The organism is Chryseobacterium vaccae, from assembly GCF_009602705.1.
GTDB classification, from domain to species: Bacteria; Bacteroidota; Bacteroidia; order Flavobacteriales; family Weeksellaceae; genus Chryseobacterium; species Chryseobacterium vaccae.
The window spans coordinates 319446-338408 of sequence record NZ_VSWH01000001.1 but is presented as its reverse complement, the minus strand read 5'-3'; the positions used below and the strand labels follow the sequence as shown (position 1 = coordinate 338408).

Sequence of the window (18963 nt, the reverse complement as noted above, 5' to 3'; positions counted from 1 at the left end):
ATTAAATATGAGTCATAAAAATTAACAAAACATTCACTAAATACAGGGTTTTAAATCCAATGCGAGGCATAGTATTTGCACTTGTATACTGAGCACTTTTCACCATCAAAAATCCAGAGTATCATGAATGTAGCAGATCTTAAAATTAAAAATTTAGTTGAGTACAAAAGTCAGATTTATACGATCACTGAAATCTTCCAAAATATCAGTCATGATTATTTTGTGAAAATTGAAAACAATTCCCAAAGTCTCTCTGTACCAGCCGTTTCTATTCAACCGATTCAAATTACGGAAGAATGGCTTGAAAGGCTTGGATTTTCATGTACCTACAGTTCGGAACGAAGAATCCGATATGAAAGACCAGAACCGTTTATAAAATACGATATTGATCTTAGCTCAAAAAAGTTTCTTGAAGGACTGAAGATTTATGGAAATTCAATCAGATGCAGGTATATTCACGAGTTTCAGAATATATTCTCCTGCCTTTTTGGTAAAGAGCCGGCTTCTTCAGGATTTGGGCTCCTGAAAGCAGATTTATAACAATTTTTCGAAATCAACTTTTTAACTTTGGTTAATAATTATTGGATAAAGCATCGAACTTGTGTGTGCTTTTAAATTGCAGCTGTTTTTTTGGAAACTAAAGGATTTCATTTTTGCGTGGTAAAAAAACATATCACCAATACACATTTTTTATTTTCAAATCGCTCGCTGATTTTGCAGATGGCGCAGATTTCTTATTCGATGGTTAATAAAAATTGCAGTGCACTTCTCGACGTAGAGCTTGTCTCTTAAAAAAACTTAAGTGTTATTGTAGTTAAAAAATTTCATTGCCACGGATGCACGAGTTCTAATTTATTGCGGATTTTACAAATTGACTGTATAGGTTTTGGCCAAAGCCAATGGATGGTCTTTTTATCATTTAGGCGGACTAAAGTCCACCTCTATTGAATATATTCTGCAAAATAAAGATTACTGACTAATATTTTTATTTCACAGGACTCATTTGGATTGATGAAAATTGGGTTTCAGCTAATAAATTACCTGATTTGGTTTGTTATCTTGTTTTGAAGAATTGTGCAATGACTTTGTCCTCTTCTTTTCAGATTGCTCTGCAGCTTGTTTTTGCAGACGTTTTTTAAGAGCCTCTTCGCGTCTTTTTTTACGGTAATCCCATGGAGAAATTGCTTTTTTATCCTGCCATAAACCTACCTTGCGGATTCTTGCCGATTTTTCCATTTTTCCGAGCAAACTATCTTTGGAATAGGTATAATACCACCATCCATACCCTGCTTTAATAATTTCCGCGGAAAGGTATTTTCCATTGTCATAATATACCTTGGCTATGCTACGTCCATATCGGTCTGTTTTGATTTCTGTGAAAGTGATTTTTTTAGCAAAAATCTGGTCTGAGGTGAATTGTTTGGCATTTTTCCCAAATGGCTGCTTATTTTCCGGACAGTCTACTTCTGCCAACCGAAGTTTCTTCTGAATGTTTCCGTCTAATAAAACCGTGATGGTGTCACCATCTGAAATTCCAACTACCTTTGCCGTCGTCTGTGAGAAAAGAGAAAAAGGAAAGCATAAAAACGCATAGAAAAGTATTCTCATGCCGCAAAATTATGGATTTTTTCTTTTGTTTAAGGGCTTTTCCGGGGTTTTGTTTTTATAGAGGAGGTTATAATTCATATCTTAATCTTTTATCTTAACAGTTCTACACTATATACAAATAAAGCAAAGCTTATTATAATATAAAGTAATAAACATGAATACCCTAAAAATGATGTATGAAAACCATAATTTTCATGCCTCTTTTTCCTTAAATAATTATTTATTACCCAGAATAATCCAATACAAAACAATGTAATAGGAATAAAATAATTTTTAGTAGGATAATAATTTTTAAGAAGGATAAAATTTAATGCTGTTAAGATATTCATCCATAGCATTATTGTAAAAAATATAGATGTTGAAAATATTGATATGTCATTATTTCCTACTTTTCTCTGAAATTCAATAAAGTGAAAAATAATATAATTGTTTCATTTGAGATATTAATCATGTAATTCCACACTTCATAAGCATCTACTATTAAAATTATCATCAAATAAACTGTTAACAAAATATGCATTTTTTTTATTTTTTATTAATTTCAGTTATTGAACATTCTATAATGTGGATTTTAGTTTGATATATAACAGCAAAATAAGTAAGAGTATTTTTTGATACTCTTACCTGATTTTTTGAGTTTTGAACTTTTAGTAATAGCCCTTCATGATAATCTAATCTGGAATTTTTTATTTTTCTAATAAAAACCCCTCAAATGAATCACCAAACTCTGATTCGACTCCTTTAGCTAAAGCGATACCTCCTGTCGATATCAGTTCAAAATCTCTAACATCATCAATAATCTTGAAAATGACTTCTGATCCTTCTGTATCAAAATCCTTCTTCACAGATAATTTCGGATTATCCAACATAAAAGTTCCCTTAATATATTTGCATCCTATCATTACAAGAAAAGGAACATCATCCTTTCTTTTTGAATATATTTTTATTGCTAATCTAATGTGACTAATATCAAACAGCCACATTTCCGCTTTATCACCTTGATATTCAGTCAAAATCTGATTGATTCTATTTATATCTGTTGTTATTTCCATAATTATTTACTTATAAATTATGTGGGTTTTCAAATAACATTATTTCCATTTTGAACAACCTTTAATATTCACTTACATTACTCATATTTTTTATATTTATTAAAAACCTCTGGAAAATTATATTTAGTAGATAGTTCTTCTAAAAAATGCTCAAATAATTCTGTTTGATCTCCTTTCTCCAATATCAAGGCTGGAAGATACTCTATACCATCTAAAAAGTCTGCTAAGAACTCATATGATTCGTTTTTATAAGCCAAACTGCGTGCACGAATTATCATGTCTTGGATTGCCAATATTGCACTATTTAATTTTTCTGTTTGTATCATTATTTCCTTTTTCTCTAAAAAATCTCTACATTTTTTACTATCAAAGCCAGCATCAGCGTTAAGCTACAGATTAAAAAATTATCAAATATTTTTGAAATACATTATAAAAACAGATGAGTCGGGAAGCCTTTTTATAAACTCTTTTATTTTAATATCCTTTAGCCCATCATGTTGCATATAATGTTCAATTTTTAATGCTTCACTATAATCCTTATAAGATATTTTATACCTTAATATATCAAAAGAAAATTTTGAAATTTCAAGCCTTAATTTTTCCATTTCCAACTGGTGAACATCATCTTTTTCAAGCATTTCTGCAAAATTCATCAATTTTTGGCATATATAATAAATTTCCTCGCTAAGGAAGACAGGAGGAAACCCAAACATAAAATTTATCCGCGAAAGAATAATTTTTTTTAGAGAATATCCTTTTATTCCGTAATAATATCCTAATTTACTCTCATTTATATCAGCATTTAGTATTAAAAATCGCCCTACTTCTCTAGGATTTACCTGATTTGAGTAAAAATTTTTCAATTCTCTGATGCTTGTCCATCCCGCTCTGTGTAATGATAAATCTGCTTGATTTAAATAAGCAAATAAAAAAACACACAAGTTATATTCTAATTTTATTTTTTTCATATTTTTATTAAAATGGCCACCACCAACGTTTAACATATTTTGGATTCAAAGTACTTATATTCAATTACATATGCCCTTCTACCATAATTCTTCCAGAATTTCCTACACCTCCTATAAAAGGAGTAGGAGTAACTCCCCATTTAGGTACTGTAAATTCTATATATCCTCCACCAAGATAACCTCCACTTGCTTGACCTAGTTTTACATTTAGCGGATATACAAAAGGAGCCATTTCAACATCTACTCCAAATGGTCTTGGTGACGAAACATTAATAGAACCACTTTTTTTAATAGCTTTAACAGCTGAAGTAGATGTATGATGTCGTACTGTTATAAATTCCTCTGCTTTAATAATCCCTGGAGCAACTCTTCCTTTAGCGAAGATAACGGCTAATGCCGCAATTCCTAATGCTTGAGTCTGTGTTTCCGGTTCGACTTTATTTACGATTAAAATCCCCAAAACGTCAAACATACTGTCCATCATAATGGCTTTTCCGGGCTGTCTCCATGCTTTTTGAGTGTCTGCGAAACTATCTTCTAAACTCTGAACATCAGCAACTTTGATTCTAGTGAAAACAATTTCCTGTATGTCCGTTGATGTAGCTCCCTTAGCTCCATCTGAAATCACTGTGGCATAAACAGCTCCACCAGCTCCCATATATGGATTTGATGACCATGCTAACCAGGAGCCAAAATAAGACCAGAAATCATCTACACGTCCGCTTCCGTTCCAATTTCCCAAAGCATTGGTAAGTGACTTTACATTTCCTCCTCTTTTTAAATAATTGAAAAGACGTGCTACGTCTTGTCCGATAAATTCCCAGCCGTCCGCAACAGGCTCCACTGCTCTTCCATCAGGATCTATAAAAGAAATAGGATTGTTTAACACATACGCATAAGGGCTGGCCAGGTAGTAAGATTCTGCCAATTGGTCTATCCCGTTCCATCTTCCGAGATCCGGCATATACTGTCTCCAGCCATAATCAAGCATTCCTGTATCATCCTGTAATTCTTTACCGTTGTATTGGTCAGGATTTCCTGATGTGTAATTGTATCCCTCATGCTTTAACCCAAACGGGTAATAGTTGTTTTCTTCAAGAACTGCTGCTCCTGAGCCATTATTCTGATAGCTCAACCGTACATTTCCTAATTGATCGGTATAGTTGTAAATGTATTTTATTATTTTAAATTTTAGTACATACAATACCCTTTGGAAAAAACAGACTGCTTCAAAATGAAACAGTCTATTGCTTTTCTTTGGACAGAGCTGTAATACTCACCATTGAGAAATTAATTTCTTACTTTAATACAAATATTAATTATGCTTATATTTATTATAAAATTGCAAAATGATTTGTTCAAGTTCTTTAAAACTACACTTCAATGCATTTGAAGAGATTGCAATAGGAGTTCCATAAGTTTTAAAAGTTCTTTCTAAGAGTTTTCTTTTAATACTATTTTGTGATATTAAGTATTTATTAGGATCTTTTAAATTAATAATTAAAAATTTTGTTGACATAACATCAATAGATTTTATAGAGGTTATATCCTTCCAATCAATCATTCCTACGCTGGAATAACTAGAGTTATCAGTAATTCCATTTTTGTCAAGGATAAGATTATTTTCTTTCATTAACAACATCCTTAGTATAAAAACAAAACATAACCCAAAAAATATTATTGATATAATCCCTATAACACGTATAAATATTATATTTTTAAATATTACGGAAGAAAAAATCTCCGGATTAATTATTAGAAATACCCCTAAAATTACAAACATTAGTGCTCCTATAAACATTATTACTAATTTCGCTTTACTCCCTTTTATTTCTATTTTGTTCATAAATTCCTATTTTAAATATTATTAAAGTAAATCCTCTGCCCAACCTTTTACTATATCACCTCCCCAAACACCTCCAACAATACCTCCCCTCCGATAACACCACCTATTGCAGCCCCCACGACAGTACCTTCAGGGCCTACAAAGGTTCCTATGAAACCTCCCGCCTTACCTAACACCCATGCTCCCGATGCTGCGCCTGCCATTCCACCGACTACTCCAGCTGTTGCTACTTGTGCATTTTTTCCAAATCTCCAATTATCTTCATAAACTCCATAACCAATCTCTCCAACACTGATTACATTACCAACCATACCTGCTTTTTTTGCATATCTTCCTAATTTTGTAGTAGTTCTTACATAATCACTTCTTAATCCGATTAATGAGCCTCTTGATCGACCGGCATAGGCTACACTTCTTCTTTGTCCTAAATTATCAATCCAAAACCCTTCATTATAAAGAGAAGTTCTCTGCTTAACCATATATTTAAGACCATCTTCTGTAATAGTTGCACTCCAATCTGCCCAGTCTTTATATGCATCCCATGATATATTTTGCATCCTAGCTGCATCTCCTTCCCCTAATCCATAGCTTAGATATGACTGTCTAATCTCTGCTCCATTACTATAAATTCTAACCTGATTTAAAATCCCAAAATCTCCACCAAAATTTAACCTTCCTTCTCTAAGAGATGCTGTAAAATCACTATCTCCTCCTGACCAATATCTATAATATCCACTACCTCCTCTATCAATCAAACTATAAAGTCGGGAAGCTTCACCAAATGGCAAACTTTCATAATTAGCCCAAGCTGACATCCCGTTAGAAGAAAACTGGCTATATGTCGTTTTCCCTGGTCGTGACATATTATAAATTCCATTAAGCCATTCCTGGCTTACCCTTCCATCCGGGTCATACATCATTACCGGATTATTCATTACATAAGCATAAGGTGAATACGAGAAATAACTTTCTGAAAGCTGGTCCATCCCATTCCATTTTCCCAACTCCGGCATATACTGTCTCCAGCCATAATCAAGCATTCCTGTATCATCCTGTAATTCTTTACCGTTGTATTGGTATCGGTAGTCAGGGTTTCCTGATGTAGAATTGTATCCATAATGCTTTAACCCAAACGGATAATAGTTGTTTTCTTCAAGAACTGCTATCCCGTTAGAAGAAAACTGACTATATGTCGTTTTTCCTGGTCGTGACATATTGTAAATTCCATTAAGCCATTCCTGACTCACTCTTCCATCCGGGTCATACATCATCACCGGATTATTCATTACATAAGCATAAGGTGAATACGAAGAATAAGCTTCTGAAAGCTGATCCATCCCATTCCATCTTCCCAGTTCCGACATATACTGTCTCCAGCCATAATCAAGCATTCCTGTATCATCCTGTAATTCTTTACCGTTGTATTGGTATCGGTAGTCAGGATTTCATGATGTAGAATTGTATCCATAATGCTATAACCCAAACGGATAATAGTTGCTTTCTTCAAGAACTGCTGCTCCTGAGCCATTATTCTGATAGCTCAGCCGTACATTTCCTAGCTGATCGGTATAGTTGTAAATGTATTTTATTATTTTAAATTTTAGTACATACAATACCATTTGGAAAAAACAGACTGCTTCAAAATGAAACAGTCTATTGCTTTTCTTTGGGTATAGGCGATGATGTTCACGTCATTGTTTTGTCTAAAATAGTAAAGAAAAGAATAACCTTTTTACTTATGATTCTATTAATGGGATATCATCATAATTATCAACTTTAAGATTCAGAATATATTCTATAATTTTATCCACATCTCTTTTAGGGCATATTTTTTCTTCGTTCCATTCAGGATTTTCGGGATAAAAAGAAAATTTGCAAGATCCGTCATTATTAAAAATAATCAGACAATTATACCTTACTTGCTTATTCATTATACTCAAGCCTCCGAAATCACAACGAATACTTAGATTCTCCTTAGAATAATTTGGATAACACCCTACCAAACCAAATGAAAAATGAGTGTAATTAAATTCTATTTCTTTTAATCGGTATAAAAAGTAATGATATGATGCATACTTTATCTCAGAGGTTACCTTAGAAAGATACTTCATGTAGTCTAAAGCATTCGAAATGTCACTAAATGTTTTTAAAGAGTTTTCTTTATTAATAAATTTTAATTGAGTAAGAACTCCCATTTCTGCATCATCATAAAAAACTGAAATAGAATCTTTATATCCGTAAACAATAACATCATGATAGATAAATTTTATACTTTTAGAATTTTGAACAAAATTTATATACTCAAAATCTGAAATATTGAAAATTGCATTTTTAAGCTTTTCGATCATCATCTATTTTATTTTATTAATAACTATTTTTCCTTTTTGAAATATTTGGAAGCCTCCATCTGGATATACAAGAGTTGCGTCTCCCGCATTCTTTTGGCTTATCTCTATTACTCCTTTACCTACAGACTTGACATTACTCATATCATCAGCAACTAATTTAATTATCCTATCATCTGTTCTCGTTTTATCTAAAATTTTAAAAACACTTTCTAAATGATTAATGGTTGCCTCTTGGGAAGTAAGAGATTTTGTTTCAATATTCGCAGCATATTCCATAAATTTTGCTAGTCTTTCTGTCCAACACGTATTATGCACTAAAATCCCTTTCTCAGAAACATAATAATTATGATTGCCTTCTACTTCAAAGTTATAGACTTTTACTTTCTCATCCAAGAATTTTATTGACTCTACAGGAGAAGTTTTTCCGTCTAAAGTGGTTAAAAGCATCCCTTTGGTAAGGTCTTTAGCTTCTATCCAATTTCCATTTACGTAGAACGGGTGTTCTGGGGTACAGGTAATTTCTGTTCCGTTTATGGAGATTCTTACCAAGGAAGAAGAAGTATTGCGGGATAATGCTACTACTTTTTTCAGTTCTTTTTTGCCTGTTTCTTCATTGTAACTCCAGACAAAATCACCTTCTTTGATGTCTTCAATCTTTTTATTGCCTTTTTCTGCAGCAACCAGAGTTCCTTCTGTAAAGCAGATTTTTATCAGTCCATTAGTAACTTTTCCAAGAGGGCGACAAATATACCTACTCAACCCTGCAGCTCTCCATCCTGCTACAAGCAGTCCCTCACCTGCAAAAGAAGCAGGAAGTTCTAAGAAAAGGAAATTTTCAAAAGCAGCAACTTCCATAGAAGCCTTGGAGTTTAGGATATATGAACCCATATTACTGCTGTTCATATCATATGTCGCCCTGCCAAGAGCTCCGGTAAACAGACTAGACATCAAAAAACTATTGATATCTAAATTCATTCCTTTGTTCCACGTATTGGAATTCCCTCTCGCTTGTAATTCAACAGTAGGTACATTTATATAAATTCCATTCGGATCACCTATACCAGTTGATGTTCCTCCAAAATAGAAATTAGTAGACACACCCTCATAGTTCATGCTTCCTCCCCAGTTATTAGTAAATCCCATCCCAGTATTTCTCCAGGTAGTATTATACCCATTTTGAGAATTGTTATAGAAACTCATTAACCAATCCTGACTCAATCTTCCATCCGGATCATACATCATCACCGGATTATTCATCACATAAGCATAAGGAGAATAAGAAAAATAGCTTTCTGAAAGCTGATCCATCCCATTCCATCTTCCCAGTTCCGGAATATACTGTCTCCAGCCATAATCAAGCATTCCCGTATCATCCTGCAGCTCTTTATCGTTGTATTGGTATCGGTAGTCTGGATTTCCTGATGTGTAATTGTATCCCTCATGCTTTAATCCAAATGGGTAATAGTTGTTTTCTTCAAGAACTGCTGCTCCTGAGCCATTATTCTGATAGCTCAACCGTACATTTCCCAGCTGATCGGTATAGTTGTAAATATACTTATTATTTTTAAAATCGTAGTATCCTTCCGAGGTAGGAACAAAATCCAGAGAGACCGTGTTCAGATGATTGATGGTATACTGGAATCCATCCAGATAATCTGTTGTGTTGGTGCGTTCTGTATTATTTTTTCTAAATTCAAAAGTGTATTTCTTTCTAAGTTTGGTTCTGTCAGCACGGTAGATATATTCCGATCTTACATTTCTTGTTTCATCTTCTCCTGTTTCGTTATTCCGGATTACATAGGTAGTACTGAATTTCATTCTCCCCGGAAGGTTCAGATAATTATATTTGATCTCTAATATCCCTTTGTCAATATGATCAGTCATGTTTCCATTGTCGTCATATGAAATCGCACTGCCGGAACTATCAGGATAGCCCATATAATTTCCAGTATTATCAACAACTGTCTGCAGCCTATTTCCGGTGTAAGTATAGATAAGGTTATCAATCTGTTGTGCTGTTCCCTCTCCTTTAGTATTTCTTTGCAGAGAACTTACATTTCCGTTGAGATCATAGCTCATTGCCTCGTTATAAAAGTCATTCTGCGGAACAGATGAACCCGGTTCAGAATATATTCCTTTTTTCAACCGGTTTAAGGCATCATACTGATAATCATATCTTCTCAATACATTATCTGTGGCTGTTTTCCAATCTATTTCTGTAATATTCCCACCATATTTCCCTGAGGTGCTTGTGGTATTCTGAGGATTGAAATATTTCATCTCATACCCGAAAAGCTTCCCGTTCAGATTGGCAGGATCATTGATCTTCGTCAGCCAGCCAAGGATATTATAGGTGTAATCAATGCTCTGCAGAGGAGATGAAACATTGGTTCCCCCTACTTTCTTATTGACAATCTGGGAGAGTTCATTATAAGTATTCTGCTTCAGAATCTCTTCAGGGTTATTATCAATCTTATGCTTATGTACCAGCAGTCTTCCCTGAGCATCATAATCATAGGTCTGGGTGATCAGTTTCTCAGTATCTGTGGCCAGTCTTTTATGATAGGCTTTGGTTTGTAGAGTTAATCCTGCAAAATCCAGTTTGGATTCTGTTTTGGTGTAGCCTCCCAAATGATTGATGGAATAGGTTCCTATTGCTCTTCCTTTTTGATCATAATAGGTATAGGTTTTTGTCCAGCTGTCATTTTCTATATTTTTTACCAGGCTCATCACCGGAAGACCTTTGGTGCTTCTTCCATCAGCATCAGGAGTTTCAGTCAGTACCGGTTCTCCCAAAATCGTTGACGGAAAAGGAGGATTAAAACCATACTGCTGAGGATAAGAATCGTAATAAGTGACTGATAACAGGGTATTCAGTCCCCAATACATATTGGAGTAATAATAAGTCATATCATTGGCCGTGAGTCCTGTGGTATTTCTGCTTTCAATAACAGATGTGTCACTAATCTGACTCTGCATACCTGGTCTGGTATTATTAGCCGTTAGTATTCCTGTATAAATAGGCCTTCCCCATGCATCATATTTATAAATCATCCAGCTGAACGAAGTTCTTTGATTGGCATCCTGGGTAAGAATCAGCTTATCTGCTTTATCATACACCATATATTCCCAGCCTTTACCCGGAAGTCTTTTTTCCACCAGGCGATTCCAGCCATCATAGCGGTACTGGTAACAAAGCTTTTCCAGAGTATCCTGAGATACTGATCCTGAGGCCGAAGCCAGCGGAGGAATAACATAGACCAGATGTCCAAATTCATTATAAACATAATAGGTATCTGCAGCATCTGATGTTCCTGCTCCTTTTCTTGCCATAATCAGCTGGCCCTGCTTGTTTTTGTATTCTACAGAGACTTTTCCATCCTGGTCGGTCACCGTATTTTTTGTCAGGGTATTAGCCGGATAGCTTCCCGGAAGTGAGAGTACCGACTCTGTTCTCCCTTCAGTCCAGGAAGAAGAAACCATATATTTTTTAACTTCACCGTTGATGTTGGTTTCATAGGCAAAAGCTGCCGGATGGTTCTGCCAGTCCTGCCCCGGAGAAATCTGTTGCAAAACACGGTCTAGTGGCGAATTATCCAATACGGTATGGGAAAACGGACGGTTGTCTCCATACAAACTCACTGCATTGCTTTTTACGGCTGCTGTGTCATGAACTGCCCCGCCCGATGTAGGCATGGGAACAGGAAACCAGCTGTCTACTTTTCTTCCGTAACTGTCATACGGAATATGCTGTACCATATCCTTTCCTGAAGGACTGGATTTTATGCTGACCGCCTGAAATGGTCTGCCGAAGCTGTCAAAATACTGTACACTTTCTGAAACTTTGGTACAGTCTGCATTCAGGCATTCTTTGGTATAGGTATAATTTTCGGTATTGGTGAGATTGTTCTGTGCAGAGAAAACTACCGCTGACAATATCCCGAACAGGCTTAAAATTCTTTTCATCATTTTACGGTTTGTAGTTGTATTTGTATTCTTTCAGCGTTTTGTACACGGTATTTCCTGAAGCATCTTTTTCTGCTCTTTTCAGGGTTTTTAATCTTCCGGCACTGTCGTATTCATACATTTCACGCTGGCCATCCGGAGACGTTGTCGTGGTAAGACCCACCATCGGGTCATAGGTATATGCTGTAATTCTGTATGCCGTCATTGAGTTGTCCATACGGAGATTATCTAAAGCCGTAATCAACGCACTTTCTGATCCCGGGTTGGTATTATCGCTGTCTGATGCAGCAATAGCCGTGGTAATAAGCGGGCTGTTTTTAATATCATTATATTTTGCGCCTTCTATTCTGGCAATAACCTGCGTTTTGTTATAGCCATAGATCAATGTCGTAGAAATCCCGTCTGCAGAAGTCACCTGAAGTACATTTCCTTTGTCATCATAAGCGTCCAGAGAAGCGGTCTGCTTTGTACTTCCATCGGCAATATTGGTCGCGAGGGCAGATGTTGGAAGAAGAGACGGAGATTCATAACGGGTTATCGATTTAGAGGTCATTTTTCCGTTTTTCTTTTCTTCATTTATGACAGGAATTCCTATCATATTAGCAGTCACCAGGTGGCTGTATCCTGCCTGTCCGGAAGGATAAGTAATGAACTGTTCTGAAGTTTCTCCATCTGCCGTACTTTTTGTATAATACGGTTTCTGACTTGTGTTCATCCAGGTCTCTGAACTGGACTCCAGCATTCCGTTATTAGGGAAAAATGCTTTTGCAGTAATCATACTCTTTTTAATGTAAGCAGGTTTTGAAGTAGTCTTATCTCCAAACCTCATATCATATTCTTCGTTTACATAATTATCGAGTTCATAATCATAAACCTCCTCTGTCAAAAGTGTATTCTGTTCATTATAGGTTTCTTTCTTTCTCATTAACCCGCTTTTAGTCACATTGTAATAAGGCCAGAAATATAGCGGAGTTCCTACTGTTCCCCCGGTCTGATACTTAGGGTAATCATCTGGTGTTCTAAAGTAGTGGCGTACATATCCCTTGCCTGTTTCTGAGACTTTTACATTTCTGTGGATGATATACCCGTTTATAAAATCACTTATATCATCTCTTTCATTCTCGTACAGATAACCACTTGTACTGTTAGACTGCTCAACAGATTCATAATCATAATTAACTGCCCTGTCCGGACTGGCAGCAGCAGCATTTTTATAATACTTTATATTTTTAATTCTGGTTTGGCCTGAAGGTTTTGCATTTCTGAACGGACCAGGACGTAATTTTATCACAGATACTCCAAACTCTCCTTTTCCTGCAGCTCCTTCAATTGACTCCAATTCAATGGTATAATTTCCGGGATAACCATTGATATTTTGTTCCTTATAGAACTCTGCAGTTATGGTAAAGGAAGGAATGATAATTTCCCCGTTTCTTTTCAGGGTAACCTTAAGCTTGTCCTTTCTTGGTTTTGGAGGAACACCCGGAATTTCAGGAGACAGAGGATAGCTATACTCATCAATTTGAAAAATAAATTTAAAGTACCTTTTCTCTGAAGGATCCCCGGGTACTGTAAAATTGTACTGCAAAGTCTCATTGGTATCAACCGGCCCGCTGCCTACTCCTTCCCGGTATTGTATGATAGGATCTATAATTTTTGATTCTATAGACAGATAGTATAAATAGTAAGGATCATTAAAGTTAAAATAAACCTCTCCATTTTCAAAGTTGTATTCCGTAACTCCGCCAGAAGGGGTAATGAGTCTTTTAAGAGGTCCTAAACCGGAAGCTTCATTGTATACAAAACTGTTCTTTTCAACAGGACTGTTGTTTTTATCATTTCTGAACACAGAGTTAAGAACTCTTTCTTTATTTGAAATACCATTTCCTTTTGAAACCATGGTATAGTTAAATGCATAAGAAGACAATTCTTCTCCCGCAGGATTTTTAAAAATAATTTTCTGAAGGCTGTACGGATCACTGGCTGTTTTATCGCTCTCTTTTTTGCCTTCCAGCGTTTCATCATATGAATAATTAAAAACCGTCTGCCCGTTTCTGCTGGTGATGGCTTTCAGCTTATTCTGAAGGAATATAAGATAATTTGTACTATTTTCCTTATATTTTGTCTTTTCATCATAGGTAAATACAGCTACCTCAGACCCTATCGGAGATAAAATTTTAGTCAGATAATAAGCTGGTTTATAAATCGTTGGAATAATAAGTCCAACATCACAATTATATCTTCCGATATCCGGTTTGTCAAAAAAATATTTATATCCGTTATCCGCTGTTATTGTAAAACTATCTGCTTTGAAAGTTGATGTATTGCTGTCTCTCACATATTCTATCTTAGCTCCGTTGGGCACTAAGTTCACCAATGAAAAAGTATTAGTGGCTATATCTCTTTTGATTCTGAACTTTCCTGAAAGTCCCGGAAGGTTATAATAGTAGAGATCATCAAACTCATTTTTTTGATAATCCACAGCACCTGCATTGTCATAACATTCGTCCAGACCCATGACAATTTTTTTATAAACCACTCCTGCCCCGAAAAATGACCATCCACGGCCTACATCACTCGCCAGTTCTTCAGTATTATCTGTCCTTCTTGCATTATAGCTTAACCCTAGCGGCCATTTCACCCCACCTGATGTAGGAGCATCAGAAAGGGAAATCCCTATATCCGGTAATCCAGTAGCCAGCGATATCGGCACATCGGAATACTGCGACATAGCAGCCATTGATGGTGAGGCAATAGGGGTAGTAACAGTTTCTCCTACGCCTGCCTGTCCGTAGACCAGTGTTCCTAAAAAAACAGGGACAAGGCCCAAGGCTTTTATATAATTTGTTTTCTTCATAATCAGTTTTTATTTTTTGATCAGTTTTGCATTCGCTGTTTTATTAGTATCCGTCTTGATCACCACAAGGTAAGCCCCCTGAACCAGTGGCTGGGTATTAATCTTGGTTACCTTATTCTTGGTTTTCACACTCTGAAGCTGTCTTCCTCCCATATCATAAACCAAAATATCTGCATCTGAAAAATCATAGCCTATCTCGATGTAAGCATAATCCGTGACAGGGTTCGGGTAGATCTTGATATCCTGTTTTTGAATCAGCTTATCGATCTGGCTGTCTCCCAGTTTTACAATTTTCCAGTTCTCTTTTCCGAGTTCCTCTGCACTGGTTCCTGCTAGGATAATAGAACCATCTCTGTTCAGTTTAATATCTGAAAGTCTTTCTTCTTTCTTTCGGTTTTCTCCGTTGATATGTTTTCTCCACTGCTCATTGCCTTCCTGATCCAGATACAGCATCCAGAACGTTTCATCATCTTTTTCTATTCTCCCTTCTGCCTGAGTGTAACCACCGAGTAAAATACCTTTAGAAGTTTTATCATCTGCGGAATGAATTACACTCATCCCCATCAGAATATCCCTGTTTTTAAAGTTGTAGGATTTCTGCCATTGTTCTTCTCCTCTTTCGTTTAAAGCTACAAGCCAAAGATCGGTTCCTTTTTCTATTCCTACGGTTTTGTTTCCTGATCTCTCTGATCTGGATTCTCCGCCGATAAGATAACCTGCGGATGTTAAAGCTAATGTTCTCAAATGATCATCTCCTTTTCCTCCGTAGTTCTTTTCCCATTCTACTTTACCGTTTTTGTCAAGCTTCACGATCCAGTAATCACCTTCTCCTGAGTTTTCGGTTTTCTTGTTTCCACCAACTGAGCTTCGTGAATAAATCCCTATTAGAACACCGCCATCTTTTGTCGGGATCATTTTCTCTACTTCATCCAATCCTTTTCCGCCTAAAATTAACTGCGAAAGTTCTTTTCCATCTTTATCCAGTCTGATGATCCAGGCATCTTTAGAGCCATAACCTTTGGAAGAGTTCTGAACATTACCTGCCACAAAGAATCCTAAGTCTGTAGTCTGAACGACTGCTCTGGCTTCTTCATCGGAAGCGGTTCCTAATGTTTTCTGCCATAATTCATCCCCGAATTCATTCAATCTTACCAGCCAGAGGTCGGATCCGCCTTTGGATTCTTCTTTTTTATCCAGTCCTTTTCCGGAATAGGAGGTTCCTGCAATTAAAAATCCACCTTCTTGGGTAGAAACTGAAGCGGAAAGATAATCGTGGTTTTGTCCTGAAAGGTATTTTTCCCAGACCTGCTCTCCCTGCTGGTTGAGTTTAACCAAGTGGAAATCGTAGCCGTTGTTTTGCTTTTGGCTGTTAGCAACTGACTGTTGATCTTTCGTTTGAATGGAACTTCCGGTAATCAGGTACTGCTGATCGATAGTGGTGGTAATCTGGCTTAGGAAATCCTGAGTGGAGGACTTGATGTCTTTCTGCCATAAGACTTCCTGGGCTGATGCACTCAGAGCTGTGCATATCATCAATGCACTGAGATAGAATCGTTTCATTCTGTGTTATTTGAGTTGTTGGTTTATTATTTTTTAAGCGGTGCAAAAATACACTTTTTTACTTCACGTTAAGTAGATTTAATACTTTTTTTACAAAGACAATCAAATGATTACCATTGATATTATTCAACAAAGAAAAGAATGAGCAACGACAAAACTTGTCGCATTTTATTTTACATGAAATAATTTACAGTATTATGTTTATTTCAAAGAATATTTTATAAATGTCTTTATTCAAAAAAACATTTTAGCTTTTTGATAGGACTTAATAAGATTAATTATAAATCACAAATTGTTGATTAAAAGCTAAGAATAGTATCAATAATAAGTTTTATTCGTGTAACTAATCACTTGTTCTTCCTACTAATCAGGCATCAACAAATGGTTATTTCTATAGAAGAAAGTTTTACTACTTTAAAATAAACTAATGCAAACATCCTTTTTAAAAATTACCGCTGCTACGGCTGCGCTCTGTTTCAGTACTTTAGCGATGGCTCAGCAGACGTATTCTGTAAGCGGAACCGTGAAAGACCAAAAGAACGGTGAGCTCCTGATTGGAGTGAATGTAAAAGTAAGTGAAAACCCATCCATCCATGTAACGGCCAATGAATATGGCTTCTATTCCTTATCATTACCGGAAGGAAGCTATACTCTGATCATTTCTTACCCTGGCTACAAAGATTTTGAGCAGCAGGTAAAAGTGGATCAGAATATCAAACTGGACCTTCCCCTTAGCCAGGAAGAAGAAAGAACCAAAAGCATTGACGAAGTGGTTGTCTCAGGGATCAAAAAAGATAAAAATCTTTCTACAGCCCAAATGGGTACAGAAACTTTAAGCATTAAAAATATAGAAAAGCTTCCGGTTTTATTTGGAGAAAAGGATGTCATGAAAACTATCCAGCTTCTGCCCGGTATCAAAAGTAATGGTGAAGGAAGCAGCGGATTCAGTGTGAGAGGAGGTGCTACGGATCAAAACCTGATCCTTCTGGATGAAGCGCCTGTTTATAATGCATCGCATTTGCTTGGATTTTTCAGTACATTTAACAGCGATGCTCTGAAAGATGCCAGCATCATCAAGGGAAACAGCCCTGCCCAGTACGGGGGCCGCCTTTCTTCTGTGATGGATGTAAAAATGAAAGACGGAAACAACAAAGATTATAATATCAACGGAGGAATAGGCCTCATCAGCAGCCGTTTGAGTGTAGAAGGCCCTATTCAGAAAGAAAAGTCATCATTTATTGTTTCGGGAAGAAGAACGTACGCCGATCTGTTTCTGAAAACAACCGATGATTTTAAGGACAATAAATTATACTTTTACGACCTCAACCTGAAGGCCAATTATCAGGTCAACGAAAACAACCGCCTTTATCTTTCGGGGTATTTCGGAAGGGATGTTTTGGGAATTGGCAACACCTTTTCCTCAGATTGGGGGAATACAACCGCTACCCTGAGATGGAACAGCATTATTAATAGCAAATTGTTCTCTAATACGTCTTTTATTTACAGCAATTATGATTATAAGATAAGCCTGGAAAGTAATGACAATAAATTCGGACTGAATTCAAAGATACAGGACTGGAATCTTAAGCAGGATTTCACCTGGTTTGCCGGAAATAAGCATTCTGTACGCTTTGGTCTCCAGTCTATTTACCATACCCTTACTCCAAGCAGCGCTTCAGGCACAAGTGTTAGCAGTTTTCCGAGAAATAAAAGATATTCATGGGAAAATGCATTGTACATCAATGATGATTTTAAAGTGAATGATAAGCTGACCGTTAATTACGGGGTAAGGCTCGCTCTATTCAGTGTGCTGGGTGGTGATACTTTCAATACTTATGAAAACGGGGTTCTTACGGACAGCCAGTTTTTAGAAAAAGGAAAATTCGGGAAAACATACATCAATCCGGAGCCTCGTATTACAGCCAATTACCGCATCAATGAGGTTAGCAGCGTGAAAGGAGGTTATTCCCGCAATACCCAGAACCTGCATCTTTTGAGCAACAGCAGCAGCGGAAACCCTACAGACCAATGGATAGGAAGCAGCTATACGGTAAAACCTGAAATTGCAGACCAGGTCAGCCTGGGCTACAGCAGAAATTTCAACAATAATAATTATGAGCTGAATGCGGAGATCTATTATAAATCGATGCAGAACCAAATCGACTATAAAAACGGGGCACAGATCACGTTTGATACTGCAGCTGATATAGAAAGTGAACTTCTTTTCGGAAAAGGAAGAGCCTACGGACTGGAATTAATTGCCAAGAAGAAAAGCGGTAAGCTGACCGGATGGATCTCTTATACGCTCTCTAAAACAGAAAGAAAGATCAATGGTATCAATGACAATGAATGGTATAATGCCAGAATGGATAAAACCCATGATCTTTCAATAGTGGCAACGTATCAGTTGAACGAAAAATGGTCTTTCTCCGGGCTTTTTCTTTACAGCACGGGAAATGCAGTTACCTTCCCTACCGGAAAGTATGAGCTGGACGGCAAGACGATATTCCAATATAGCAGCAGAAATGCAGACCGGATGCCTGCTTATCACAGAATGGATCTGAGTGCCACCTACGAACCTGTTTCCACGAAACGTTTCCGTGGTTCATGGTCTTTCGGAATTTATAATCTGTATGGCCGTGAAAATGCTTACACCATTACTTTTGAAGACAATCCGAATAACCCGGGAACAACCCGTGCTATGCAGACTTCCCTATTCCGATGGGTTCCTAACATCACTTATAATTTCAAATTTTAA

Annotated in this window: 13 protein-coding genes and 1 pseudogene; 2 read left to right on the top strand and 12 right to left on the bottom strand. The window is 36.5% G+C overall.

Annotation, left to right across the window (positions count from 1 at the left end):
- The first annotated feature begins 123 nt into the window (after nucleotides 1–123).
- On the top strand, nucleotides 124–540 hold the full coding sequence (locus tag FW768_RS01475; RefSeq protein ID WP_153391737.1) for a hypothetical protein: 417 nt from the start codon (nucleotides 124–126) through the stop codon (nucleotides 538–540).
- Nucleotides 541–1029: 489 nt separating this feature from the next.
- Here the strand turns inward: FW768_RS01475 and FW768_RS01470 are convergent, their stop codons facing one another.
- From FW768_RS01470 to FW768_RS01420, 12 genes and pseudogenes are all read right to left on the bottom strand, one after another.
- Entirely contained in the window at nucleotides 1030–1608 is a 579-nt protein-coding gene (locus FW768_RS01470) for a thermonuclease family protein (protein WP_153391735.1), read from the bottom strand.
- A gap of 686 nt (nucleotides 1609–2294) precedes the next feature.
- The gene (locus tag FW768_RS01465) at nucleotides 2295–2660 is read right to left on the bottom strand and encodes a hypothetical protein (protein ID WP_153391733.1); all 366 of its coding nucleotides are present in this window, start codon (nucleotides 2658–2660) and stop codon (nucleotides 2295–2297) included.
- Between the two features lie 77 nt (nucleotides 2661–2737).
- The gene (locus FW768_RS01460; protein WP_153391731.1) at nucleotides 2738–2986 is read right to left on the bottom strand and encodes a hypothetical protein; all 249 of its coding nucleotides are present in this window, start codon (nucleotides 2984–2986) and stop codon (nucleotides 2738–2740) included.
- 81 nt (nucleotides 2987–3067) lie between these two features.
- Entirely contained in the window at nucleotides 3068–3628 is a 561-nt protein-coding gene (locus tag FW768_RS01455; protein WP_153391729.1) for a hypothetical protein, read from the bottom strand.
- A gap of 64 nt (nucleotides 3629–3692) precedes the next feature.
- Nucleotides 3693–4832: an RHS repeat domain-containing protein gene (locus FW768_RS23915; protein ID WP_317163048.1), complete on the bottom strand. Its 1140-nt coding sequence runs from the start codon at nucleotides 4830–4832 to the stop codon at nucleotides 3693–3695.
- Nucleotides 4833–4943: 111 nt separating this feature from the next.
- Nucleotides 4944–5474, bottom strand: a complete 531-nt coding sequence (locus FW768_RS01445; protein ID WP_153391726.1) for an STM3941 family protein — start codon at nucleotides 5472–5474, stop codon at nucleotides 4944–4946.
- Between the two features lie 50 nt (nucleotides 5475–5524).
- Complete coding sequence (locus FW768_RS01440; RefSeq protein ID WP_394349971.1) at nucleotides 5525–6742, bottom strand: RHS repeat-associated core domain-containing protein; 1218 nt, start codon at nucleotides 6740–6742, stop codon at nucleotides 5525–5527.
- Nucleotides 6737–6895, bottom strand: a pseudogene (locus FW768_RS23910) (RHS repeat-associated core domain-containing protein); the annotation flags it as partial. The pseudogene FW768_RS23910 and the gene FW768_RS01440, both read right to left, overlap by 6 nt.
- A gap of 315 nt (nucleotides 6896–7210) precedes the next feature.
- Nucleotides 7211–7825, bottom strand: coding sequence for a hypothetical protein (locus tag FW768_RS01435; RefSeq protein WP_153391724.1), 615 nt, complete (start codon nucleotides 7823–7825; stop codon nucleotides 7211–7213).
- Nucleotides 7826–11791 carry a DUF6443 domain-containing protein gene (locus tag FW768_RS01430; RefSeq protein ID WP_153391722.1) on the bottom strand — a complete coding sequence of 1322 codons (3966 nt, stop codon included), beginning with the start codon at nucleotides 11789–11791 and terminating at the stop codon, nucleotides 7826–7828.
- A gap of 1 nt (nucleotide 11792) precedes the next feature.
- Nucleotides 11793–14645 carry a hypothetical protein gene (locus FW768_RS01425; protein WP_153391721.1) on the bottom strand — a complete coding sequence of 951 codons (2853 nt, stop codon included), beginning with the start codon at nucleotides 14643–14645 and terminating at the stop codon, nucleotides 11793–11795.
- A 9-nt stretch (nucleotides 14646–14654) separates the two neighbouring features.
- Nucleotides 14655–16205 carry a T9SS type A sorting domain-containing protein gene (locus FW768_RS01420; protein ID WP_153391719.1) on the bottom strand — a complete coding sequence of 517 codons (1551 nt, stop codon included), beginning with the start codon at nucleotides 16203–16205 and terminating at the stop codon, nucleotides 14655–14657.
- A 427-nt stretch (nucleotides 16206–16632) separates the two neighbouring features.
- On the opposite strand from FW768_RS01420, the gene FW768_RS01415 reads away from it, so the two are divergent.
- Nucleotides 16633–18963: a TonB-dependent receptor gene (locus tag FW768_RS01415; protein ID WP_153391717.1), complete on the top strand. Its 2331-nt coding sequence runs from the start codon at nucleotides 16633–16635 to the stop codon at nucleotides 18961–18963.